Consider the following 25757-nt stretch of genomic DNA (forward strand, 5'->3'; position numbering starts at 1 on the left):
GATGACAAATGTATGAGCCGGCGTTCTATATAAAAAGACGGACCCACACGTGGACCCGTCCTTAAAACAATTATTCACTTACTCTGCTGCGTTGACGTCGACGATACGTCCTTCAACAGCTGGTGTAACTTCTTCACCAAGGCTGATCAAGTGATCGCGGAAGTTTTCCCAGTCGATGAGACCGAGGTCGTTGACGCGACCATCTTCAAATGCCGTCTTAAATTCTACATAGTTGTCTCCACCTTGTGCAGTGAAGAAGTTCGTTGCAACTTTATAGCTCGTCGCATCTTCGACATCAACGAACTCTGTACCATTGTTATATTGCAAGCTGACGATGCGCTCACCAGCTGGTTTCGAGCTGTCGAACAATACTTTGAATCCAGATACGTGAAGGAATCCACCGTTTTCGATTGGATAAATACCAACGCTACGCTCGAAGGCTGCTTTCAACTCGCTACCTTTCAAGTTCATGATGGCAAGTGTGTTTCCGAATGGAAGTGTCGTCAACACTTCACCTGTCGTAACAGGACCAGCATCGATTGCTGCACGGATTCCACCACCGTTTTGAACGGCACCGATGACAGCAGAATCATATTCTTTCGCTTTCGTGAGCATACCGTCTGTAATCAAGTTACCGAGCGCCGTCTCATTTTTACGGACACTCGGTGCGTTGACGTCACCTTTGTCACGTGGGTTATCGAGTGGAGCTGTGAGTGAGACGCCGATTGGGTCTTGGCTGATTGTATCGACGACATCTTTAAATGGTGCGAGCAATTCGACCGCGTATGGATCTGGTTGAAGTCCCTTCACGTCAATCAAGCTGCCTGCATGTTTGATGATTTTTCCATCTTTGTCGAACTCGACATCAACTGTTCCGAGGAAATTGCTGTATTGGTCCGCTTGAACGATAACCGTCGGCTCTGTTTTTCCTTGTGTGATGAGGACCGGTTCGCTCAAACGAGTGTGCGTGTGACCGCCGACGATGATATCGATTCCGTCTACGTTTTCAGCAAGCAACAAGTCGTTGTCGAATTCCGGGTTGTCATTGTAGCCAAGGTGCGAGACCGCAACGATTTGGTCAACACCCATTTCTTTGAATGCGTCGACCGCTTTTTGTGCTTCTGCAATGTAGTTTTGGAATTGAATCGGACCTGGACTAGCGATTGTCGCCGTTTCTTCCGTCGTCAAACCAAAGAATCCGACTTTTTCACCATCGACCACTTTGATGACCCCTTCGTAAAGACGACCGTTATACGCTTTTTGCGAAACTTCGTCACGGTAGAGGCTCTTCATGTATTGGTCATTTGAATAGTTGACGTTCGAGCTGACGAACGGGAAGTTCGCATAACGAACAAAATCAGCAAGTTCTTTGTGCCCTTGCTCTGTACCGAGGTCAAATTCGTGGTTACCCGGTACCATCAAATCGTACTTCATGTAGTTCATGAGTTTAAGATCGGCTTGACCTTTGAACTCGTTGAAGTAAAGCGAACCCGAGAAGACGTCCCCTGCGTCGATCAAGAGGCTATCTGGCTTCTCAGCACGAATTTGCTTGATTGCTGTCGCACGTTTTGGTGCGAGGTCAAGCGCTGCGTGTGTGTCGTTCGTGTGCATGATGGAGAGTTTGTAGCCTTCTACTGTATAAGGAACTTCAAGTGTGATTGTTTTTCCACGGTTTGTATATGTAGCCGTCGCGACGAATTCGCCGACTTCACTCGTGTCAATCTTGCTCCAACGTACTGCCTTTTCATACGTGCCACTTGCGAATTTTACTTGTTGCTTCACGATGCCAAGTGCTGGCTTCCCTTGTTTGAACACGAGTGGCTCAGACGGTGGAAGGATTTCAATCGGATGATCGAGGACGCGTACACGTTTTTCAATGTACTTCCCTTTGCCCTTGACGATTCCTTTAGCTGTTTGGAATGTACCTAATTTCTCCAAGTTCACGCTTGATTTGTACCAATGGATCGGTGCGCCTTCATATGTAGCATCGAGTGCCGCGTCCAAGTCCCCTGCATACACATAAGCCGATTTCGCTTTCACGACTGGTGCTTTTGACGCAGCTTCCGTTACAGCAACTGGTGCGAGCGATGCTGTTGACACGGCCGCTACAGCGAATGCTGTATACAACTTACGAGATGATTTCTTAGTCATGTCCAATTCCCCTTTCAGATTTGCGAAGAGGACACACAAAGGAAGCGCTTACATCATTCGACTTTATACTAAATTCCCTTACCCCAAAGTCGTCCGTTTTTCCCTCATATGTACAAATCGCTCTAGTTCTAACGTAACGGAAACGACGCGAATAAACAATCACAAATTGAAGATTTTTAAGGTTTTTACAATTTTCACAAAAAACGATTCCTCAATTGACAAAATTCATCAAAGCAGATTTTTATTCTACTATTTCATCATATAGTCAATGAGGAATACGGATGACGTGCTTCGTCCCGCTCGCTAACCAGTAGGAGACGACAGAACTTCCCTTCGTCTCCACCACTTCTGTTTTAACGATGCGCGAATTGGTTCGGTCGAGTCGAATCAACGTCATGAAGCGAACCTCGGTCCCACACTCGATGGACACGACTTGCGGACGCTTCACCCATTCAAAATCACGAACCGACACGTGACTTTCTTCAATCGTCATATACGACTCGTCACCCGTCATCAGTTGAACGAATTGAATGGCTCGATTCGATGCATCCTTGAAGCGAACATCTTGTGATTCCGGTGTTCCTTCGACGAGCTCTAGTCCAGGTGCCACATGGAATCTTTGGACGAACAGGTCAGGTTCCGGTGACGTGATCCGATCATAGACGACGAGTGTTCGTGCCTGATCGTAAACCACTTTCCGAGTATGGACCGCTCCCTTTCCGATAAGACGACTCACACCTGTCGCCACTACCTGCTTTCCAATCGGTTCGACAGATACAATCCCACTTTCTCCGACCCGATCAACGGATAGGTCAAGTTCTTCCCCGAGACGATGGACGGTGTTGTGTGACATGACACGCATCGCCTCCGCTCGTTCCGGACAATCCGCATACCCATAACGTCCCGCCTCGACGATGAAGTCGCGACCGAGTCCATACAATTCAAGGCTTAAGTCATCCGCATGTTTATGGGCGGGGCCATGATAGCCGGCTGTCATCAAGAGATGCGTCGCGTCACTGAACGGACGCTTCGGATGTGTCCAATATTCACGCATGACGGCATAATTCGAACCGAGATTCACCATTCGTTCAGTCGGACAAATTCCTCCCTGTCCCCCACTCAGTGCATAGTCGAGCTGTGGATGCGATTCGACCCGCGGGATCAGATGCCGTCCTCGGATTTGACCGCCCGTATCCCCGACCATCGGGAGGGTCCGGTTCGGCTTAATCAGATGGACGAGACGCCCCGGCATCGCGTCGATGACGTCAAATCGGTCGGACAACGGGAAGCCGTTCACGTTCGTCCAGTCGACGAAGCGGCTAAGAATATGATAGACGTACACGTGATAGCCTGGCGAATGTTCGAGATGGGTCCCGTCCATAGCAAGACTCGAATCGAGCTGGGCATCGAGACGCGCGCGGGCGACCCGTTCCCATTCCGGGCTCCGGTCGAACTCCGGGAAACAGGAGGCGATGGCGAAGAGCGCCATGTCCTGGAAAATCCCGTGATTATGACGCGGCCGATAAAACGTCGGCGTCGCCAAAAGGACCGCATGGTCGTACAACATTTTTAAGATTCGTTCCGTCCTGTTAGGGTCATCTTTTACGTTCGCGCATCGATACGCCTCAAAGAACCCGAGCAGGTGGAATACCCGGATTGCCGTGCCATGCTCGTGGTACGCCACCCGTTTTCGACTGACCGTGAAAGCAGGATGATGAGCATGCCAACTGTCGACGATGCGTGCCGCATGTTCTATGTAGTCGATATTGCCCGTCACTTCGAAAGCACGCGTCAACTGATGGACGGTCGTCAAATAATGGAGCTGAAGGCGAAAAGAGTTGTTGTCCACTTCCGGTACCATGCGGTCCCAATCAAACGTCGAAATGTCGGCGACACGTAAGGCATCGGGTGCCGCCGGAATATACCAGTTCCCTAGTAAGACACCGTCCGCAAAACGCACGGCCTGATCATCTGTCAACCGTTCATAGCGGTACGGAGCGATGGGACGCTTGTCACGCATATACTGATGCACGAGCAGTCGCTCCATCCGGTCGGCTAGTCTCGCCTTTGTGAGCGGATGCGTCAAGACGAGCATCGCATCGGGCGTTTGGACGAGCATCTGTTTGCCGTCAAGACGAACGACATAATAACGACCGTATGGGCGCATGAGTCGACCCGTCTTGGTCTTCTCGAGTCGAGCCTCTGGTGTGACCCGTCTTCCTTTCCACTGATAACACATCGTCCCCGCCGAGATGACGACGTCCCACCCGTGGCTTCCCCGTGCCGCGAGCGAGCCACCGAACTGGGCGACGAGTCTTGCAATTGAATGTTCCATTCGTTCCCTCACTTGTCAATTGTTATACTTGAAAATTCTACCTTAGCAAATGGTGGGATTCAAGAGTTAGCCAGTCGTTCACACAAAAAAGCCCAGCTTTCGCTGGGCCATGCTCATTTTGGTACGTTGATCGTATTCGTCGTGCCGTTCGAGAGCGTATACGTGACGACGTATTGCTCGGGTTGCTCGGCTAATGAGGCATCGACGATCGACGTGCTCGTCCGGTCGATCCGGATGAGCGTGAGGTAACGGACGTCATCCCCATACTCGATCGAGACGACTTGTTCACGTGGTTTCCACTCGAAGTTACGGACAGACAAATGACTCGGTTGAATCGACATGTACGATTCTTCGTCCGTCTCGAGCTGCATCAACTGAATCGTCCGGCGCTTGTCATCTCGGAACGTCACGTTTTGAGCGTCTGTCGAGCCGGCGTATGGCTTCAAGCCATCGCCGAGATGGAATCGCTGCACGAACATGTCCGGTGCCGGAGAAGTGATCTTATCGTAGACGACGAGCATCTTCGCCTTGTCATAGACAAGCGTCCGGCGATGGGTCGCGCCTTTCCCGACGAGGGCACTCTCTCCGATGGCGATACTCGTATCGCCCTTGTCCTCGACCGATACGATTCGGCTCTTGCCGACCATACTCGCGCTCAAATCAAGACCATCCCCGTAGCGGTGCACGGTGTTGTGCGCCTCGACCTTGAGCACTTCCCGGCGTCGTGGGTCCGTCGAGTAGCCAAAGCGTCCCGTCTCGACGATGAAGTCACGAGCGAGCCCATACAGGTCGATGCTCAAGTCATCGGCGTGCTTGTGGGCGGTACTATGATACCCCGCCGTCATCATCACTTGGGTCGCTCCCGAGAACGACTCCGGTGGACGTGACCAATATTCACGCATGAAGCTGTACTGGTCACCGAGTTGTTTCGTCAACTGTTGCGGCACCGTCCCTTCTGCCCCACCACTGACGGCGTAAGAGAGTTCCGGATAGTTCTCGGTCTTTGGAATGATGTTCATCGCTTTTAAATAGCCTGTCGTATCACCGAAAATCGGGAGCGTTCGGTTCGGTTTCAACATATAAGTAAGCTGATCTGGCATCTTCTCGATATACCCCGACCGCGACGGCAAGACGAAGGCGTTGGCGTTGGCCCATTCGATAAACTGCGACAACGTTTCATACACGTATACATGGTAGTAAGGTGAATGTTCGAGGTGAGTCCCGTCCGGCGAAATGCTGAAGGCAAGTTGTGCCTGAAGGCGCGAGCTCGCGAGGGACTGCCACGTCTTACTCTTGTCGAACTCTGGGAACGTCTGTGCGATTGCTGTGAGTGCCATGTCTTGGAAGATTCCATGGTTGTGCTCTTTTTTATAGAAGTCAGCGGATGCTAAAATCTCACCGTGCTCATACAACGTCTTCAAGATGAGCTCGGTGAACGCCGGGTCTTTGTTCAGCGACGTCTGTTTGTATACATCCCAGAAGTTCAACAGATGGAAGACACGAAGCGCGGTCCCCTGGTCATTGTATCCCCACTTGAGTCGCTTGTAGTTATAGGCCGGATGCGCTTTCGTCCAGCTTTTGACGAGACGCTCGCCATATTTGAGATAGGCGAGGTCGCCTGAGTCGTTATACGCCTGGGTCAATTGATTGAGCACCGTCATATAGTGGATTTGGAACGGGAACGAGTTATTGTCGACAGCCGGGACGTCCTTATGCCAGTTGAATGTGTCGATGTTCGGAACAGACAATTGTTTCGGCTCCGCCGGGATGTACCAGTTGCCGGCAAGTGCCTGGTCCGCGTACTGTTTCGCCTTTTCGGTCGAGAGCGAATCATATTCATACGGAACGTGAGTATCGGTCTCTTTCATATATGTATGAATGAGCGGACGGTTCGTCTTCGATTGGATCCGTGATTTCGTCAATGAGCGAGCCGGGACGACCTCCGCTTGACTTTTCTTGATATAAATCCGTTTGCCACCAGACATGGCCAAATAATACCATCCGGATGGGCGAACGATGCGATACTCTTTTGTCGTATTCGTCTTTTGTAACGGGACCAGTTTCTTCCCTTTCATCTCATGCAGCGTCGTCGACGGAGCGACGCGCACGTTAAAGTCTGAGTTGGCCGAAGCCGTCGTCACCGGCGCGAATAGGAGCATCCCGCTCAACGCACTGATGGACAATCGTGTATACAAAGGTTTCATGATATTCCTCACAGTTTCTGTTTGATTTCACCCTGTAAATTATATCCATTAACAGAATGATAAACAACTAAAACTTGGATATCGTTCACCTTTTTAGAAAATTCAGGCTCGACATCCTTCTATAATGGTTGTTATAGAGAATTGATGCTTTTGATTCATAAGGCTTGGCGCAATGGAGATACAGCATTTCGAGGTTACCTCTTGTTTGATTTGACGAAACATCAACGTTGGCAGGGTGCGAAATCTGCATAACAACCATTATGCTGTATCCACCTAGGAAACTTGAGACGCGCGCGGGAAAGCAGCCCATCATGCTAGACGCAAACGAACAAATCATAGAGTGGGAACCAATGATCTTTTACGTCATCCGACAACTCCATCTCCATCCGAACGAAGTCGACGATGCCGCCCAGACGGCACGGATCGCCTTATGGCGAGCCATCCAAGACGGCAAGACGCTAGGGAAAACCTACTGTTTCATCCGCATCCGTGGAGCGATTTTGAACGAGCGCGCCAAGCAGGCGAAGACGCTCCAACACGAGGTGACGAGTGAGCGACTCCCCGAACAAATCGACAAGAGCGAGATGCCGCTGTCCCTTTGGCTAGACGACAAGCGTTCCACTTTACCAAATCGTCATTTCACCTTACTCTGCCATATGCTTCACGGAACCGAAGCCTCGCTCGGATACTCCCCGAGCCGCCTCCGTGCCTATAAGGCGGAACTCCAGCGGATGCTCCGTGAGGACAACGAGTAAGAGGAGAATGAAGATGACCTTACACATGAAGGACGCTGTCGACCAGCATATCCACTACTTACGCATGACCGGAAAATCGAACAACACGGTCAGTCAGGCGGCTTATAAATTCGCCCGATTCCAGCAAATCATGGGAGACGAACGAACACTCGATGATTTCAAGACGAGACAAGACATCATCCCGTATCTCGGTGCTCTCCGTTCCGGAGGATGTCAGCCTGTGACCATCAACAACTATTTGAGCGCGCTCCGTGGATTATATGACTGGGCGATCGCCGAACACCTTGTCACTCATAATCCTTTCCATCAACTACGGGTAAAAGTGACCGCGCGACAAGCTTCGGAGATTCCCTCTCCTAGACAGTTGTCCGCCGTCATCGAGGCGATTGACAGTCCTCTGTATCGTACCTTTTTAACCTTTCAGCTCCATACGGGCATGCGGATCAATGAGGTACGCATGCTGACATGTGATGCCATCAATTTAAAGGAGCGAATCGTGTATGTCCTTGAATCCAAAACGGGAAAACCTCGGAAAATCCCATTGAATGATCAAATCTATACTGTCATCTCTACCTATCTCGATGAGGAGCGACGACTCGTGGATTCGCCGTATGTCTTCCCTTCTGCACGTGGCGCCTTGATTTGTAAAACGACCATCAATCGCCATTTGACCACAGCTGCCATCGAAGTACTCGGCTATCCCGTCACGTCTCATACGCTCCGGCACGCGTTTACGACACACCTATATGACAAAGGGGTCATGGAGACGACGTTATCTGAATTACTCGGACATGCCGAGCCGAAGACGACACGTCGGTACATTCGCGTCCGCGAGAATCATTTGCGCGATGCGGTCGAACGGTTGACGTTGGATTAAGTCAGACCAGATAAAGAAGGCCGACCTATTCACAGGTCGGCCTTATTTCGTTTGGAAATCGGTTAAGGATGATGATATCGATATCTGCTTGAACAAAATCGGTCCATCGCTGATTGAAGTCGAATCGTTCTTACCTGTTTACGATATACACTTTGAGTAAGTACACGATGATTCCAATCAATGCCGCAATAGCCAAGTACACAATCGGTACCAATAACCCCGGCGCGGTCAGTGAGATTCCGTAAATCACGAGTGCCGTCACAAAAAATAGTAACAAAAACAAACTAACGTGCTTCATTCACATCTTCTCCTTTGACATATAACATACAACGCATTCGACCCACCTCACTTTATCATATTTTCCCAAATAAGATCTCAATATGTACCGATCGTACTTCTTCATCTCGCGTTGTGGAAGACAGGTTAATCACGTCTCTCTTAAAAACAAAGAGGATATAGAAAATTAAGGGAATAAACTCACCTCATGGTATACTTTGAAAAAGAAGTAAATCCAAATTTATTGAGGTGTATCCATGAAACGAATTTTTCTCGTCCTCGTCTTGATTGGAGTCTGGGGCATGACCCCGACCGATTCCGTACAGGCCGCGACGAACCCTTTCGATATTCGCTCCATTCCGAATGCGACCGTCTACGAAATGAAGAACGGTCGATTGACGAAAGTGGCAGCGTATTCGACAACGAAACGCTACACAGCCATCAGTACGTCCGGCTGGTACTATATCGCACTGAGTAATACGAAAAAAATATACATAAAAAAAAGTCAGGCCAAACTCTTACTCGGAGACCCACTCACCGCTTCGAACCTGAAGTCGAGCGGAACGGCACGACTGGCGCATGAGTATATGAAACAGATGCCACCTCACGCGCCATATGAATATGAACAATTGACACCTACGCGCGCTGTCGATTATGCCAATCGTGCGATTCGAGGAGATTGGTCGATCCCGTCAAAACCATATCAATTGTCCGTCCCAAATATCGATACGTTCGACTGGCACCGGGACATCCCGAGCTCGTCGAGCAATTCCTATCCGTTCCAAATTCACTATTTGACGGTGCTCAATCAATTGACCCAGGCGTATAACGAGACCGGCAATACCGCTTATTTGAAGTACGGGGTACGGGTCGTTAAAAGTTGGACGAAAGCCCATCCGATTGCGAACTACAAACAGTACCGTTGGCCGTATAACGACCATGGCACGTCGATTCGGACATTCCATCTCTTAAATTTTTGGGATGCCTACAAATCGTCTTCTCTCTATAAAGATACGGCGTTCACCGGTCTGATGTTACGCACCCTGCACGACCACGGTACGTTACTCGCAACGGCTAGCTTCTATAAAAATGATCACAACCATGGGATCTTCCAAGACATGGCGCTCACCGCCATCGCGCAGACGTTCCCACAGTTCGACCAGAGCAGAGCATGGAAGACGCTCGCCGATAGTCGCCTCGATAAACAAATTCGGCACAGCATCACGTCGGACGCCGTCCATCTCGAGCACTCGCCCGGCTATCAGTCCTATATTTATCACGTACTCGACCGTTTCCTCATTTGGGCAGAAGCGAACCGCTTCTCACTCCCTTCGAGCATGGCACGGGTTGAACAGATGCCGAAGCAGCTGACCTATATGATCAAACCGAACGGGGCACTCCCGATTTTCGGGGACACGTCCGGCGTCAGACGGAACACTTCGATCATTCCTCATATCGAGGACTTCCCTGAACTGGTCTTCGCCCTCACCCAAGGGAAGGAAGGGACGCGTCCGCCCGTCACGGCGAAACGAATCAGCAACCAATATAGCTTCATGCGCGAATACTGGGCATCTCCACCTCGCGCATTCAACCAGGCGACCCAGGTGATGATGACGGCCGGCTACCACAGCAGTGCCCATAAACATGCCGATGACTTGAGCATCGACCTGTACGGGCTCGGGCGCGACTTCATCATCGAGACGGGACGCTATGGCTATACGAATCGGCCCGAGCGCCAGCGTGTCTTTGGCGTCGATGCCCATAATACCGTCCACCGCGACGGTGCGAACCTCGACCTCCGTTCCACGATGCGTGGGAAGAGCAACATCAAGACCGTGCAAAATCTCGGCTCCTCGCTCCTTACGATTGGAGAGAGCCAACTCATCGGAAACGGGACGACGCACCGGCGGACGCTCGTTTATGACAGGCAACAGACACTCGTCGTCTATGACCGAATCAGCTCCCCGACGACTTCAAAGTTCGTGCAGCGATTCCACCTTGCGGAAGGCTTGCAACTCCGTCAAAGCTCGATGACGACCCAGAACGTCGTCTATGGCGACTCGAACGATCGGACGATTCAGCTCATGCAGCTCAACCTAAAAAATTCATCGATGCGTAACAGCACGAGTTTCGTCGCCGTCGAGGATTACGAATGGAAGCCCCGTCCGCAAGTCATCTCGTATAACACCGGGAAAGACGTGCGCTACCTCACGCTCATCCGACTCGACCAGTCGAAGACGACGATCCGGTCGGCGAATGTGAAAGTATCTGGTTCGAACTATATCGTGACGTACACGCTCTCGAATAAAGAGACGCGACAGATGTCCGTCCCGATTTAATGTAAATGCTATTTTACAGTTTGAACACAAGTACTGGAATGAAATAGACACGTCATCGTCGACATGCTAGATTGTGATGGAAAGAAAAAATGGAATGTATAGAGGAGATTATATCAGGTGCAGAAGCTCAGTTTTTTAGATGCCCTTCGCGGTTATGCCATCCTCGGGGTCGTGTTGACACACTCGACACGCTCCCTCCAAGAGTTGCCCGATTGGTTATATCATATCGGGATACAAGGGTCGCGCGGCGTCCAACTCTTTTTCATCGTCAGCGCGTTCACGTTGTTCTATTCATTGGAACGCTATACGGCATCACGAAAGATTCCGCTCCAGGACTTCTACACGAAGCGCTTTTTCCGGATTGCGCCGATGTTTTATGCTGCCTTGCTCTTTTATTTAAGTTTTGATGTAATCAATGAATTCATCGGGATTTCAACAGCCTATCCTGAGGTGACACTCTCCCTGTTGGTCTCGACGTTGACGTTCACGAACGTCCTGCATCCCGAGTGGTTATTTAGTCTCGTGCCGGGCGGTTGGTCCATCTCGAACGAATTTTTATTTTATGCATGTGTGCCGCTTCTATTCAAATGGATCAAGACAGCGCGTCAAGGGATCTTATGGACGACATCGACGCTCGTCCTCAGTATCGTCCTGCATCTCCTGACCGAGCAGAGTCAGCCATTTATGGACGTGAAGAGTTTCGCCTTTTATTGGTTCCCGAACCAGCTGCCGATTTTCTTGATGGGGGTCACGTTGTATCTCGTGTGGCGCGACCAATCATGGTCCGTGCGAACGCACTATGCGATGACGTTCGGCTCGATTGCGTTACTTATCGTACTAGGGATTACTCCATATGATGTCTATAGCGCGTTCCCAAAACATGCGCTGTTCGGTCTCGCCTTTTGTCTGTTGGCTCTCGGCTTATCCGGTATTCGGGGACATATCCTCAACCATCCGGTGATGCAGTACATCGGGCATATCAGCTTCAGCCTGTACCTGGTTCACTTTTTCGTCCTCGACTGGGTCAATCACCTATTCAAAGAAATGTGGATCCAGCAATATCATGTGACGACGGTATGGATATTGACGTTCCTCGTGACGCTCTTCGTCTCTGGCGTCATCGCATCCGTCACGTATCGATTCATCGAGCGGCCCGGCATTCAGCTCGGACGCAAGCTCATTCGTCGACGCCAAGAACAGCAACAGCAAAAACAGACTGCATAACAAAAACGGAACCCTCTGGAGGTTCCGTTTTTGTTATGCATATATTGACACAACGACTTTGACTCAAACGGCTTTCCGTCTTGTTCGCCATAAGAAGGCGCTCCCGATAACAAGGAGCAACAAGCCGATCCACCAACTATTTGAGGACTCTCCCCCTAAGAACGGGAGGCGTTCCGTCAATGTCGATTTCTTATTGTCGCCTGCTCCAAGAGTCGATTCGGTATCCGCGTCACCATTTCCGCTTTCTCCGCTCCCTCCTGGAATCTGAGGCTCTTCAAATTCGAAATACACTGCCGAGTTTTCCACGATGGTCTGTTGCTCGTTCGCACCACCGCGCTCGAATCGGATCACCCGTGGCGTCTCGTCCAACTCATAGCCGAACGGCGCCTCAGTTTCCACGAGCGTATACGTGCCGAGTCTCAAATCGGTCACGCGCGCTTCGCCCGACGCATCCGTCGTAAAGGTGAACACCTCACCGGTTGCATCGGTCAATGTGAACGTAGCCCCTTCGAGTGGTTCGCCCGTCTCTTCATCGACTTTCTTGACAAGTAGTGTCTTGATACGGTCGTTTTCAACCTTGACCGTCTTCTCGACATCACCTCGCTCAAACGTGAACGGATGCAATGTTTCATCTAAGAAGTACCCCTTCGGTGCCTTCGTCTCGACGAATTGATAATCACCTGGGACAAGCTCCTCGACGACAATCTCTCCGTCTTCATTCGTGACGAGGTCCGCTTTCACGAGTTCCCCTTTACCATTCAACAGCTTGAACGTCGCACCTGAAAGCACATCACCAGACTCACTGTCTGTCTTGATGAGACGGACCGCTTTGTACGAGTCGTTCGTCACGTCGACCGCGAGAACTTCATTCGTCCCGCTTGTGAGCGTGAACTCGTGCTTTGTCGTATCTAAGATGTAGCCTGCCGGTGCCTTTGTCTCGATGAACGCATAGTCGCCCGGATCAAGGTCGCGAACGAAGATCTCTCCAGACGCATCTGTGACGAGTCCTTCACGGACGACGTCACCCGACGCATCGATCAAGTCAAATGTCGCGCCCGGAAGTACATTGCTTGTCGCGACATCCGTCTTCGTGAGACGGACTGACTTTTTCTGTTCATTCGTGACAGTGAGTGTCGTCGGTGCCGCTTGACGTGCTACCACGCTGAACGTGTGCTCTTTCGTATCGAGCAAGTAACCGTCTGGTGCTTTCGTTTCGATAAACGCATAGCTACCTGGTGTGAGGCCGCTGACATAAATCTCACCCGTCGCGTCCGTCACCAGTCCATCGCGGATCGTCGTTCCGAACGTGTTGACGAGTTTGAACGTCGCACCCGCTAGACGATTGCCTGTTTCCGAGTCGACTTTCGTCATTCGGACCGCTTTGTACGAATCGTTCGTTGCATAGACTTCCGTCACGTCGTTCGTTCCGCGTACGAGCATGAACGGACGTGCCGTCATGTCTAGCATGTATCCAGATGGGGCAATGGTCTCTTGGAAATAATACGCACCAGGGTTCAATCGATCGACCCGGATCTCTCCGTTCGCATCCGTCTTCAATCCTGCCTGAACGAGGACACCACTCTGATGATAGAGCGAGAACGTCGCATTGGCGAGGCGTGTTCCGTTCACCCCATCTGTCTTGACGAGACGAACTGACTTTTGTTGCTCGTTCGTGATGGTGATCTGTTCATCGACGTCTTGTCCGTATTCGACCGTGAACGCATGTGGTGTCTTGTCTAAGATGTAGCCGGTCGGTGCGGTCTTCTCGACGAATGTGTACGTACCGATGTCCAATCGGTCGACGACGACCGTTCCGTCTGCTCCCGTCGTCACGTTGTCACGGACGATTTCGTTCTTGCTGTTATATAACGTGAAGACCGCGCCTTGAAGGACGGCGTTCGTGTCTTTGTCGACTTTCGTCAGCTTCACACGCTTCATCGTCTCATTTTTGACGTTGTCTTTTTGAACGGCGTCACTTTCAAGCGTCACCGTGAACGTGTACGCCTTCTCGGGCAACACGTACCCGTCCGGCGCTTTCGTCTCGACGAGTTGGTATGTGCCGAGATTGAGATCCTCGATCAATAGGACACCGAACGCATCGGCCGCGAGCCCACTACGGAGCGTGTTCCCGTTCATGTCTTTCAAGTCAAAGACGGCACCTGGTAGCGCCAAGCCCGTCTTCCAATCGACTTTTGTCAATTCGATTGATTTGAACGGTTGGTTCTGTACACCGACTTTTGTTGTTGTCAGTTGGTCTTTCACGATAGAGAAACCATGCTTCTTCGCATCGAGAAGATGACCCGTCGGCGCTTTCGTTTCGACGAAGGCATACATACCCGGCTCGAGGTCGTTCACGGTGATCTTACCGTCCTTGTCCGTCACAAGCCCTTGACGAACGATATTGTCTGAAGCGTCATATAACGTGAATTCTGCTCCTTCGAGCACCTTGCCGGAAGTCGACGTCTTCGTCAATTCGACGTCTTGACGAATCGTGTTGTTTTTGACGGTCGTCGTTTCCTTCACTTTCGCGATGGTAATGTTTCGAGACGCCGTCGAAATCAAATAACCGTCCGGCGCTTTCGTTTCGACTAGACGATAGTCCCCGTAAAGAAGACGACCGAACGTCAATGTTCCATCGGTTCCTGTCGTGCCACGACGGACGGTACGACCACTACCCGTATCGATCAAGTCGAACGAGGCCCCACTCAAGTTCTTCTCGCTCAACTCATCCGTCTTCGTGATCGTCAATTCACCGAGTTCTCCACTCGCCGTCCCCATTCCGGACGTGCGGGCGACTCGGACCTTCGATTGTTTCGTCGTCGTGTTCTCGGAGACCTCGTCCGCCGTCAAATAGACGTCGTTCGTGATATCCGTCCCGACCGCAGCCAGGATATACGAGTCATATTCTAAGATGTAAGGGCGATCGATCGGATTGTTGAACGTAAGTTCGAACTCCCCCATCTCTTGGATCGCTCGGACCGTGTACGCATCCGTCGACAGCTTCCCTGCCTTCGTGACCGTACCGTTCGCAGCGACTGTCGTCTCATAGACGCTCAACGAATCAAGCAGGATGTCCTGATTGTTCGATGGGACGTCACGGAGTTTGACGTTTTGTAACGACGATTGTCCGAAGTTGATGTCGATCGTCCAGGCGATGAGCTTCCCTTGCTGGATGCCTCGCTTCTCGTTGTATTCGCCACCATGACGAACCGTCACCGTCGCCGGCAAGTTCCCGAGCTCCGTCGCCCCGTCTGTGACGACGGCCGTGTTTTTGTACGACGGTGCGATTTTCGTATCACCAATATTCGTGTCATACGAGATGACGTATGCGTCACTCGTCGGTTCGTTGAACGTCAGAACAAAGCCCGTCTCACTCCACATGACGTTGTAAGCAGACGATGGGATTGGTGTCGCATCAATGGAGTAGGCATTCGCCCCACTACCGCGCGTCATCTTCGCGACGGTGAAGGAATCCTTGTCCGGTATTTGCGTCCCTTCCCATGTGTCGGTGACGGTCAGGTTCGTCGTCGCATACTCATGATAGTTAATCCCGACTTTCCAAGTGATGTCCTTCGTGACGGCGTTATACGTGCCACCTTTGAATCCATTGTTGCGCGTGTTCGATGCCGGTTGGACGGAATCCGTCGTCGTCACCGTACGACCGTTCGATGATTCATCGACCCACTCGACGGTCGCTTCGTTGATGAAGCTCGTATTGTTCGCGTCCAGACGCTCGCGGTAATCAAACGCCGTCTTATACGTGATGCTATGTGTGTCGATCAATTGTACGTTGAAGCGAATGGTAAAGCCGTTCGCGTCAGGCGTGACCGTATAGTCTGTTCCTTTCGTCAATCCGCTGATTGTCAGCGAATCTCCGATGAATGTCAATCCGTTGTTCGGGAACGTGTCCGTGATGACGACATCGTTCATCACACGCTTGTCCCGGTTCAACTCGAGCGACCATTCGATTGTTTCCGCCGCATAATCGGGCGCCTTGTGCGTCTTTCGCAAGACGGCTTGTCCAATTGATTGTGTCGCCGACTTCTTCCAGCCGTTCACTTCGATTGTGTTTGTCACACTACCTGAGGTAACGACACGATTCTTCGCACGTGTCGTATAGTCGAGCTGATACGCCGTCCCGTTCTTCGGAAGGTCAAGCGTAAATCCTTCGAGTCCAGTGTCTGTGATGTTGCTTGTCGTCACAGGAACCTCCACTCGATTCGAAATGTTCCCATTGGCATCGAGCGTCACTTCATACAACGTGAGGTCGACCAATTCATGCGTGTCGGTGAACAAGTCCTTCACCGCGAGCGAGCCTAAAGTGCGTTGACGGAAGTTGATGTCTGACTGCCAAGAAATGGTCTGATTGACATCGTCATAGCCTGCAGTCCGTTTCTCAAGCTCCGTCCCACGCCCAGCAGCAACCGTCGCTGAGGCCGTTGCTTTAGAGAAGGATGTTCCTTCGAGATTTGTGACGTTGTTGAATGTCGCCACCTCTTCATCGACGATGTCCGTGATGAACGTGAGACGATAGGCATTTTGGATTGTCCCGAAGTCGATAGCAAGACCATCCGTCGTGTCGACGGTGAAACCCGTCACCGGTTCTTCACGGATGACGCTCCCGTTCATCGCCATGACGAGCCGGGTTACTTCCATACTGTCGGCGCGATACGCCAGGCCAGCAGGAATCACATCCGTCCAACGGGCATTCTCAATCCGTTTCAGCCCTTTGTTCAACTCGACCGTCCACTCGATGGAACTCGGGTTATACGGTCGGTCGGCGACACCGGCTTTCGTGATGTCTTTCCCTGGATTTTTTAATCCGACCGGTAACGTGTGTGAGAGCTTGTTCTCGATTGGGGTGATCGTGACCGTCCGCTCTTCTGAAATCTCGGTCGTCTCTTTCACTTGTGTCAGGGCTTGAATCGTCCCTTGGATGTTCGAGTACTTGTAGACGTTGTCGTTAAACGTCATCGTCGCCGTACCATCAAGGTCAAGCGAATACGTCCCCATCGACTGACCGTTGAAGTTCAGCGGTTCATTCGTGACCGCGTCATACACCTTCAACTCACTCGGCATCTGGAACGTAAACGTCGATCCGTCCGTGTAGCTGTGCCCGTTCGGGATTGACCAGTTGTAGTTGATTTCGACAATCGAGTCCGTCGTGACCGTACTCACCTCGACGTTTTCCGTCGTGGTCGTCCGAATCGTATACGCGTCCAAAATATTGTCGGTGATTGTCATGACCGGATTGTCCGGTGGTTGCGGGTCCGTGATGACCGGGTCCCCTTCCGCATACGCCATCCGTGAGACAGCGAACGGCTGCACGACGAGCAACATGGTCAAGACCATGGATAACCATCGTTTCATGTGCGTTTCCTCCTGTGTCTTTGTTTGCAGACATCACAAACGTGGAACAAGGAGATTCGCCTCAAAGAACATACCAAAAAAAGGCCGCCTTCTCAGGAAGGGACCTTGGTCGTCATTCAATCATAGAGTGTGGCACGATAGTCAGAGGCGTCGCGGTACGTCGTCGTCCGTCGCTCGGTCACGTCACGCGTCACATCGATGACACGCCACTTTCCGTTCACGAACACCTCGTTCCATGCATGATAGCCATTGATTCCTTTCGCCGTTCCCATGACAAGCCGGGTCGGGATGCCTTGGGCACGAAGGAGTGCAGCGTTCAAGGACGCAAAGTCGTAGCAAATCCCCCGTTTCGTCCGAATCGTTTCGGCATTATCCGGCAGATATGTGGATGAGAGCTTCATGAGCTTGTTGTCGTCATAGTCAATGAGTCGATTGACGTGACGGCTCGTCACGAGCGTTTGCGTCGAAGTGGAGTATGATGAACGTGACAACGACGAGGCGAGACGCGACGTCGCAGAATCGATGGAGACATTTTGAATGGAATGGAGGTACGGTGCTGTCGAATGAGAGAGGCGTACCGTTTTTTGGAGACGATAGACACGTTTGTAGCGTTTCCCATCGGATGACTGATAAAGCATAAACGTATAATCTCCATTCCCGAAGTTGACGTTAAAATGATTCATTCCTTTATAGACATCGTAAGTACGAACCTGCTCCCCTTGTCGAACCTCGAACTTGAGCGTTCCTGTATCATGATTCGAGACGTACACTTCAACTTTCCCCGTCTGTGTATCGACACGCGCACTTGCGGCGTCAGCGGTGTCAGGTCGCACCACAATCAGTGCGAACAACAATACCAATATCCCTGCGAAGAATTTCTTCACGAGACGAACCTCCTTTGGAAACTGGCTGCCATTTTACAGGCCCTGTAGCTTTGCGTCACTAGCTTTCGCGTAGTTTTGCCATTATCAGTGAAGTCTTACGCCTCAACCTTAGCACATCAGATATGAAAACGATTTCTGTTTTTTTAATTTTATGGTAACGGATGTGTTGGAGTAGTCACAAAGATTTTTACCTCTAATAGTTATACCCTTTTATCACCAATTACCCCCATTAGATAGTTTCTACATATTCATTCACATGAATAACACCAAGTTACGAGTCATTACAGACCTACATCATGGCAACATCATTAAGCGATCATCCAATTTCAAGTGGTGATTGATGATAAGACATAATAAAACCACACCTCTCTATTTGAAAAGTGTGGTTTGTCATCATTTGCTGACCTTAATCGATTTTATCGAAGAGCCATATTTATTCTTGCTCGTCACCTTGATTGACGTCCCTACTTTTTGTTTGTTGATCGAGAACGAGTAATTCCCTTTCGCATCAGCCGTTCGCTTATACGACTTTTTCCCAATCGTCATCGTGACGGTCGCTCGTTTCTCGGTCTTGCTACTCACTTTCATCGAGCCAACTGTAACTTTATTTACTGATACGGTTGGCAAGAGATGTGTAGAAGTGACTTTCAACAATTACTTCCCATTATCACTCTTCCAATAACCACGATTCAAAGAAACATAGTACTTTCCACATGTGAGTGTTAAGGATTTCTTATAACGTCCCGGTGCTTTTACAGAATCGTAAATACAGTTACTAAATTTTCACCAACAGACAAAAATTCCAATTTATGAATTTTGTTAGCATTTAATTATTCCTTTACCTCGAAAATAATGAGCACAAAAACCCCCCCTTCTTCAGTATGGAAGGGGGGCTAAGAGATCATCAGAGTGACTACTAGTTTGTGTCGTCATCCGGTTCGTATCCTAGAGGTCGTTCAAACCTCGAGGATACGGATAGCGTTTCATTCTTATTTAATAATAATCCCTGTGAAGACTTGTGAAGTCTTAGCGTTACGTTTCGCATCTTCAACAGATCCTACGATTGAGACTGAAGCTGGTGTAGCGCTATCAGCATTTCCATCAGCTTTAAGTTTCAATGTCACTGTGTTTGTATCAGCATCAACTGAAATTTCTTCAATCACACGGCCAGCGACTGTGAAGTCTGAATCTTGAACTGAAGGAACGTAAAGTGACTCCGTGAATTTAACTGCCAAGAGATCTTGATCGTTTGCAGCAACGCCATCGGTAAATTCAGCAACACTAATTTCAGGTGCGAACTTGTCATCAGCTACTTTATCAGTAAATGCTACAAGAAGACCATCATTGTTTTTAGCATTTACTTCAGTTGCAGAAGAAACTGTAACTCCAGCTGCGTCGTAAGCTAAGTCTCCGTCTACAGTAAGTGTAATAACCGACTTGCCATCAACAATTGAATTAACAAGATTAGTTGTACCTAAGTCTTTTGTTCCATCGTTTACGATGAAATCTCCTGCAACTGCACCAGTGATCACTTCATCAAAGTAGACTTTTACAGTACGTTTTGCAGTAACTTCTACTTTTTTAGCAGCGACAGTAGATTGAGCTGCAGCAACCTTAACAGGGTTTGAGAAATTAGCTGTTAAGTTACCAGTAGCATCTGCTACACGTCCAACCGTGATGTTAGCATCAGCAAGTGATGTTTCATTAGTAGCAGAGAAGTCAAGGATAACTGCTTTGTTACCATCAACAGCTGTGATTGTCACTTTAGAATCAAGGTCAGCGTCAGCAAGTTTATATTTCGACTTGTCTGTGATTGAAGCAGCGTTCATCGCTTCGCTAAACTTAATTTTAACTTTTTTGTTTCCAGCTAAAAGGTCAGCGTCTTCGATCACTGTTGGAGCAACCATGTCATTGACGTAGAATGTGCGTGAAACTTCAGCAATCTTATTGTTTGAAGCATCGACAACATTCTTCACAGTCACTTTGTAGTTTCCACCAGCAAGGTCAGCAGTTGCAGTCAACGTTACTGTTTTGCCATCTTCACCAAGTGTTGCAGATTGTGCAACAACTTTATTGTCAGCGTCAGTGAGAACAATGTTACCCGCCAATTTAGCTGAAGCTTCAGTCACTTCTTCACTGAACTTAAGTTCGATTGTTGTTTTAGTTTTACCTTCAACAGATACAAGTGTAGGCGCTACAGTATCAGCTGCATACACTGCAGACAATTCAGTTGCAGTAAATTTGTTGCCCCACTTATCTTGAACAAGCGTGTCTTTATCGTCAGCGTAGCCCAAGAAGAATTTCACTTGACCTTCAGGGAACACTACTGGGAAGTCAACTACAATCGTGTCATTAGTACCAGATTTAAGTGATGTCACTGCTGATGCTTTGTATCCAGACGCACCTTTAACAGTGTGGAAGATTTCAAGGTTTGAAGTCAATGTCGAAGCATTGATTTCTTTATCAAACTTAATTTCAACTGTGTTGTTATCAACAACTTTTGAAATCATAGCTTTAGGTGCAGTAGCATCTGTTTGGTAAACGAATGTTTTCGTTACAGCATCAATCTTGAATCCAGCGTAATCCGCTCCACCAGAAATCTCAAGTGAATGTGATGAACCGTTTTCAGGATCAATTCCAATTGTAAGGTCTGCGTAGTCTTGACCTTCAACCCATTCTGTAGAAACGATTGCTGTTTGACCGTTGTTCAATTTGAACGTAGGTGCTGATTTTAATGGTTCAGAGAAGTTCACACGAATAATACGTGGAGCTACTACTGAAATCTCTCCTACAGTTGGAGCAACGATGTCAAGGAAACGAACATCTTTAGTAGCATCAGCGATTACTACATTTTTAGCAGTCTTCACATTTTTAACTGTGAGCGTTGCATCTGTTGATTGTCCCTGCTCAGCAAAGGTAAGAAGAACTGTGCCTTCTGAAGTAACTTCAGCTGCAGTTGGGTTAACTGTAGTTGAACCTACTTTCAACGAGTAATTAGTCTTTGTTTCTGCAGTTGCTTTGTCGAGTTCCTTGTTGAATTTAACTTCAACTTGCTTAAGGTTGATCGCTTTAACTTCTTTAACCATTGGTGTTTCGACAACAAAATTCATAACGTCAGTCTTCACTTCGCCTGAACGGAGGATGAATGAGTGGTTACCTGCAGGAAGTGTACCAGACTTAACTGAAAGTTTTCCGTCTTTAACTTCTGCTTGAACAGCTGGAAGAGCTGCGTTCATGTCGCGGTTAGCGTACACAACGAGTTCAACTTTTTCGCCGTCTTTGAGGTTTTTCACGTCAGCAGTTACTGAGAGAACGTCGTCCATAACTTCGCTCTTCACTTCAGAAAGTTCTACTTTCGAAGCAACTACTTTGTATTTAACTGTTTTTGTTACAACGCCGAATGCTTTGTTCGAGTAAGTGAATGTTCCTTCGAACTCTCCAGCTTTCTCAGTTGAGAAACCAGCGTATGTGACAACTTTGTTGTATTTCACGCCGTCTGCGAAGAGAACTGGCTGAATACGAAGACCTGATGCAGGAACGCCTTCTTCGAGGACGATTTCTTCAGGTTGGATATCTTGTGCGTGGTTCAAAACGCGAAGTTTTTTCTCAACGCGGATGCCTTGGCCTTTTACAAAACCTTTAGCAGTTTGGAACACGCCAAGTTTGTTCATGTCGATTGACGATTTGTACCAGTAGATCTCGCTACCTTTGTACTCTTTGTCAAGTGCCGCGTCGAGGTCCCCGCCGCGTACGTAGTCCGATGAAAGACGGACTGTTGATGATGCTGCGTCTGCTGTGATTGCAGGCGCTACTGCTGATGCTGCTACTGCGAACGCTGCCGCTGCAGTAACGAATTGTTTCTTCTTAGCCATTTGATGTAAATCCTCCCTTAGGTAGATAGGTTTTTCTACCGTCCTCGCCCAACCGATCTCGTTCGGAGTCATGTATCCATAACAATGAATAAAGTACTAATGATTATGTAACCGACTCTTCTGTAGACCGGGCGTTCTCCCCCGATAGAAGTCTTTGCAAGAATCATCTTGAACAATTTACCAAGACTGTTCTTGGAAAACCTTACATCCATAATATACATAACACTTCCAAGCGACACAAGCGTTTTTTTTCGCAAAAATGGTAACGTTTTTGAATTTTGGATATTTTAGTTTAATTCATTTTTAAGTTTACCTTTTTTGGAAATGTCGAAACGCGTCGATTTTTGTTGATTTAAAGCGATTTAATCGGTTTTGATTGCTGAAAACCATTTTTATACCATTAATTACCTTTAGTATTTAATTTACAATATTGATTCTTAAAGTCCAATGTTTACCTTAGTTATTTCCAACTCATAAAATCATTGACCTGTTTAACAAAACCAAAGTTATCCAAAAGTATTAGATGTGTTCCATTTATCTCATCTGCGCCTCTCGTTTCAGCCTTCTCCCGTCCTCCGAGGACTTTCGACCTACCCGATGACAGGCGAATCGTATCCACCTGACGCCGTTTTTTCTTCACGATCTACGTTTCTATCATCCGAACCTCGTCTGATCTTCTCGACAGCGACTCGCAACCTATGCAAAAAGACGGGGATGCCCATCGGCATCCCCGTCTCCTGTTGGAACTAGCTTATTTGACGATTGCGCGTGTCATTTGTCCGGCACGGCCGTTCAAATCTTCCACGTGGACGTAAATGGATTCTCCTTTGCGGAGAGCCCGCGTCTTGATACTGTATGTGCCGTCCGGACGAATCATCGCCGTCCCGAACAATTGGCGCTGCGCATTGCGAACGACAATCGTCATACCCGGTGTCGCTTTACCAGACACCGCTCTCGCGCCAGCACGGAGCGTTGTGACCGACGGACTGGCCGGACGCTTGCCTGCTGCCACGATCAACCGTTCCGTCGACTGATACTTGCCGTTCGTGTAGACGACACGCAAGACCGTCCCTGCAGATTGTGGTTTCATCTTAAACGATGCGACGGCTTGCTTCGCCGTCCCGCGTCCGACGACTTGATCGCCGTTATAAACGGAGACGACCGTACCTGACTTCACGTTCACTTTGAAGTTCGCCGCATTTTCCGCCACGACCGCACGGTTCGCATTCAAGCGAAGCATCGATTCGGCGCGATGAAGGTTCACCTTGCCGTAACCACCTAATACATCATAATACGAAACAGGCAACGTGAACGAGACACCTGTCTCTTCAAAGTCCCAATCGTCTTCCGGGTCTACCGGTATTTCCGGTACGTCTCCGCCTGAGAAGGCGACCGGGTCAGCCGTCCGTTGCAAGAGCGTACGGATCGACTCGACCGTGAGGGTCGGGTGTTGTGATTTCAAGAGTGCCACGACGCCTGTGACGTGTGGCGTCGCCATGCTCGTCCCGTCCAAATACACGACGTTCCCATCTGGGACAAGGCTCGCGATTTTCGAACCTGGTGCCACGACATCGACACCAAACCCATAGTTTGAATAATCCGTCACGATTCCAAGCGAGTTCGTCGCTCCGACCGAGATCGTATACTTCGAAGAAGCCGGATAAGATACTTCCGGTTCACTTTCATTCCCCGTTGCCGCCACGACGACGACACCGCGGTCATAGGCATACTTCAACATGTAACCGATCGTCCGGCTTTCACCGCCACCGAGACTCATGTTGATGACTTTTGCTCCCGCATCGACGGCATACTTAATGCCAAGTGCGATTTGATCCGTATCTCCCGTCCCGTCTGCACCAAGTACTTTAACAGGCAAGATGGATACGTTCGGTACCATTCCACGCATCGAGACACCGTTGTCCCGTACTGCTCCGATGACACCGGCAACGTGCGTCCCGTGACCGTTCCCATCACGAGAGCTCCCATCCCCATTCGGGTCCGTGAAGTCTTTTCCGTTCGCGACATCGACTTTTCCTTTAAAGTCGAGCAGACGATCATCCACACCTGTATCGAGTACGGCTACTTTGATTGAACGACCTGGAAGACGGAGTGCCTCATAGCCTTCCAGCCCGACACCTGCATATTTCATCGGTTGAAGGACCGATTTCTCGTTGATTGCCCATTGATACTCATAGCTCGAATCCGTCGCGAACGCTTTGTACGTCTGAACGGGTTCAATGAACTCAACGTTCGAATCGGCGTTCAATGTCGCTTTCGCTTTTGCTTGCATCTTCGTACTTGCCGACTCAACATCAACGAGCGCGAAGTAGTCGCCCGGACGACCGATCGAGATGCGTTCTGCCGAGACGTCCGTCATGGCATTCATCTTGCCGATCGATGTCGATGGTTGTGATTTGTATTTAACGATATAACGTGGTGTATCTACCGTTTGAAGCTCCATTCCAATCTGAGCGAACACGTCTTCCACCGTCGAACCGGCAAGGCGTGTCATATCGACCGATGTAGCCAAGTCATTCACTTCCGACTTGATTCCACTCGGTACACTTGATTTGACCAAAGCGTGCATGCGGTTGATTGCAGCCGCTTCATTTTTCGTGATGGTGTGGCTTTCTTTGTTGACGAGTGACGTGATGAGCGGACGTAGCGTCTGAAGGTCCGTCAACGCCTCTTGCCGCTTCTGTTTGTCAAATGCTAATTTGCGGACGAGGTACGGGGACGACTTATAGTAGAGGGCCTCCAACTGACGTCCCGCCTCCGACGCACCAAGAATCTCTTCTTGCAGGCGACGAATCAACTCGAGCAACCCGCCATCCTCTGGCATCGGGAGCAATGATTCGACCGGACACATCGTTCCGTTTCCTTCTTCATATTTCACTGGGAGTTTCACTGATTTATAACCAAGTGAGACATCGGCTGCCGTCGGTGGAGTTACCGCACCCTCTTCATCGATCGTCTCGAGTGGCATGTATTCTACTTTGATGTAGTATGGACCTTCCCATGCGTATGGGAATTGGATTTTTGCGACTGACGTCTCTGCGTCCGGTGCAGCACTCGCCCGGTAGCGATCGAACGTCTCATCAGCAGCTGCCATTTCAGCACTCGGGTAGACTGAGATGTTCGTCACGGCTGACGCTTCCATCGTAATCTCCATATGTGTCATAGATGAAGCTTCTCGCTCCATCTTGTACCAATATGTGTTCACCGTGTCCGTTCCTGTCGTAAAGTCGACAGTCTGTCCAGGTGTAAGTAAAGTGGCCCCGCTCACATCGGCCGCACCTGCTGCCATCGTCCGCATTGGGACGAGCGACACGACGAGCGCGAGGACCGATACAAATGCAACGAGGCGTTGCAAAGCTTGTTTCATACCTTTTTCCCTCTTTTCCTAAATAGTGAAGCGTTTGGCTCCACGTTGTTCTACGTTATTTATCGGTTTATGTTTCAAAAATGTA

Annotated in this window: 13 protein-coding genes and 1 riboswitch; of the genes, 4 read left to right on the forward strand and 9 right to left on the reverse strand. The window is 49.5% G+C overall.

The window, feature by feature from the left end; translation table 11 throughout:
- Nucleotides 1-78 precede the first annotated feature (78 nt).
- From KNO66_RS07950 to KNO66_RS07960, 3 genes are all read right to left on the reverse strand, one after another.
- Entirely contained in the window at nt 79-2151 is a 2073-nt protein-coding gene (locus tag KNO66_RS07950; protein WP_214741913.1) for a bifunctional metallophosphatase/5'-nucleotidase, read from the reverse strand.
- Between the two features lie 265 nt (nt 2152-2416).
- Nucleotides 2417-4486 (reverse strand): alginate lyase family protein, encoded by a 2070-nt coding sequence (locus KNO66_RS07955; protein ID WP_214741914.1) that lies wholly within the window; start codon nt 4484-4486, stop codon nt 2417-2419.
- Between the two features lie 113 nt (nt 4487-4599).
- Nucleotides 4600-6690 carry a heparinase II/III family protein gene (locus KNO66_RS07960; RefSeq protein WP_214741915.1) on the reverse strand — a complete coding sequence of 697 codons (2091 nt, stop codon included), beginning with the start codon at nt 6688-6690 and terminating at the stop codon, nt 4600-4602.
- 311 nt (nt 6691-7001) lie between these two features.
- Between KNO66_RS07960 and KNO66_RS07965 the strand changes: the two genes are divergently transcribed.
- Together KNO66_RS07965 and KNO66_RS07970 are read left to right on the forward strand one after the other, a co-directional pair.
- The gene (locus KNO66_RS07965; RefSeq protein ID WP_214741916.1) at nt 7002-7445 is read left to right on the forward strand and encodes a sigma factor; all 444 of its coding nucleotides are present in this window, start codon (nt 7002-7004) and stop codon (nt 7443-7445) included.
- Between the two features lie 13 nt (nt 7446-7458).
- Nucleotides 7459-8322 carry a tyrosine-type recombinase/integrase gene (locus KNO66_RS07970; RefSeq protein WP_214741917.1) on the forward strand — a complete coding sequence of 288 codons (864 nt, stop codon included), beginning with the start codon at nt 7459-7461 and terminating at the stop codon, nt 8320-8322.
- A gap of 130 nt (nt 8323-8452) precedes the next feature.
- On the opposite strand, the gene KNO66_RS07975 is transcribed toward KNO66_RS07970, so the two are convergent.
- Nucleotides 8453-8620, reverse strand: coding sequence for a hypothetical protein (locus tag KNO66_RS07975; protein WP_159562827.1), 168 nt, complete (start codon nt 8618-8620; stop codon nt 8453-8455).
- A gap of 235 nt (nt 8621-8855) precedes the next feature.
- Here KNO66_RS07975 and KNO66_RS07980 point away from each other — a divergent pair, with 235 nt between their 5' ends.
- Together KNO66_RS07980 and KNO66_RS07985 are read left to right on the forward strand one after the other, a co-directional pair.
- Complete coding sequence (locus KNO66_RS07980) at nt 8856-10937, forward strand: alginate lyase family protein (protein WP_214741918.1); 2082 nt, start codon at nt 8856-8858, stop codon at nt 10935-10937.
- Nucleotides 10938-11054: 117 nt separating this feature from the next.
- Entirely contained in the window at nt 11055-12161 is a 1107-nt protein-coding gene (locus tag KNO66_RS07985) for an acyltransferase family protein (protein ID WP_214741919.1), read from the forward strand.
- 63 nt (nt 12162-12224) lie between these two features.
- On the opposite strand, the gene KNO66_RS07990 is transcribed toward KNO66_RS07985, so the two are convergent.
- The 5 genes from KNO66_RS07990 to KNO66_RS08010 all read right to left on the reverse strand — a co-directional run bounded on the left by KNO66_RS07990 (nt 12225) and on the right by KNO66_RS08010 (nt 25672).
- Nucleotides 12225-17531 (reverse strand): SpaA isopeptide-forming pilin-related protein, encoded by a 5307-nt coding sequence (locus KNO66_RS07990; protein ID WP_214741920.1) that lies wholly within the window; start codon nt 17529-17531, stop codon nt 12225-12227.
- A gap of 116 nt (nt 17532-17647) precedes the next feature.
- On the reverse strand, nt 17648-18415 hold the full coding sequence (locus KNO66_RS07995; RefSeq protein ID WP_214741921.1) for a transglutaminase-like domain-containing protein: 768 nt from the start codon (nt 18413-18415) through the stop codon (nt 17648-17650).
- A 13-nt stretch (nt 18416-18428) separates the two neighbouring features.
- Nucleotides 18429-18505: riboswitch (cyclic di-GMP riboswitch) on the reverse strand.
- Between the two features lie 303 nt (nt 18506-18808).
- Nucleotides 18809-19042, reverse strand: coding sequence for an Ig-like domain-containing protein (locus KNO66_RS08000; RefSeq protein WP_214741922.1), 234 nt, complete (start codon nt 19040-19042; stop codon nt 18809-18811).
- A gap of 362 nt (nt 19043-19404) precedes the next feature.
- Complete coding sequence (locus KNO66_RS08005) at nt 19405-22287, reverse strand: Ig-like domain-containing domain (protein ID WP_214741923.1); 2883 nt, start codon at nt 22285-22287, stop codon at nt 19405-19407.
- A 751-nt stretch (nt 22288-23038) separates the two neighbouring features.
- On the reverse strand, nt 23039-25672 hold the full coding sequence (locus tag KNO66_RS08010) for a S8 family peptidase (RefSeq protein WP_214741924.1): 2634 nt from the start codon (nt 25670-25672) through the stop codon (nt 23039-23041).
- Between the last annotated feature and the right edge of the window lie 85 nt (nt 25673-25757).

Origin of the sequence: Exiguobacterium sp. s48 (genome assembly GCF_018617395.1) — a bacterium.
In the GTDB taxonomy this organism is placed as follows: domain Bacteria; phylum Bacillota; class Bacilli; order Exiguobacteriales; family Exiguobacteriaceae; genus Exiguobacterium.

What these genes read in the sequence shown, in the direction of transcription:
- KNO66_RS07960 (WP_214741915.1), bottom strand. Translation starts at nt 6,690, where the DNA reads ATGAAACCTTTGTATACACGATTGTCCATCAGTGCGTTGAGCGGGATG.
- KNO66_RS08010 (WP_214741924.1), bottom strand. Translation starts at nt 25,672, where the DNA reads ATGAAACAAGCTTTGCAACGCCTCGTTGCATTTGTATCGGTCCTCGCG.
- KNO66_RS07990 (WP_214741920.1), bottom strand. Translation starts at nt 17,531, where the DNA reads ATGAAACGATGGTTATCCATGGTCTTGACCATGTTGCTCGTCGTGCAG.
- KNO66_RS07955 (WP_214741914.1), bottom strand. Translation starts at nt 4,486, where the DNA reads ATGGAACATTCAATTGCAAGACTCGTCGCCCAGTTCGGTGGCTCGCTC.
- KNO66_RS08005 (WP_214741923.1), bottom strand. Translation starts at nt 22,287, where the DNA reads ATGGCTAAGAAGAAACAATTCGTTACTGCAGCGGCAGCGTTCGCAGTA.
- KNO66_RS07975 (WP_159562827.1), bottom strand. Translation starts at nt 8,620, where the DNA reads ATGAAGCACGTTAGTTTGTTTTTGTTACTATTTTTTGTGACGGCACTC.
- KNO66_RS07965 (WP_214741916.1), top strand. Translation starts at nt 7,002, where the DNA reads ATGCTAGACGCAAACGAACAAATCATAGAGTGGGAACCAATGATCTTT.
- KNO66_RS07950 (WP_214741913.1), bottom strand. Translation starts at nt 2,151, where the DNA reads ATGACTAAGAAATCATCTCGTAAGTTGTATACAGCATTCGCTGTAGCG.
- KNO66_RS07980 (WP_214741918.1), top strand. Translation starts at nt 8,856, where the DNA reads ATGAAACGAATTTTTCTCGTCCTCGTCTTGATTGGAGTCTGGGGCATG.
- KNO66_RS07970 (WP_214741917.1), top strand. Translation starts at nt 7,459, where the DNA reads ATGACCTTACACATGAAGGACGCTGTCGACCAGCATATCCACTACTTA.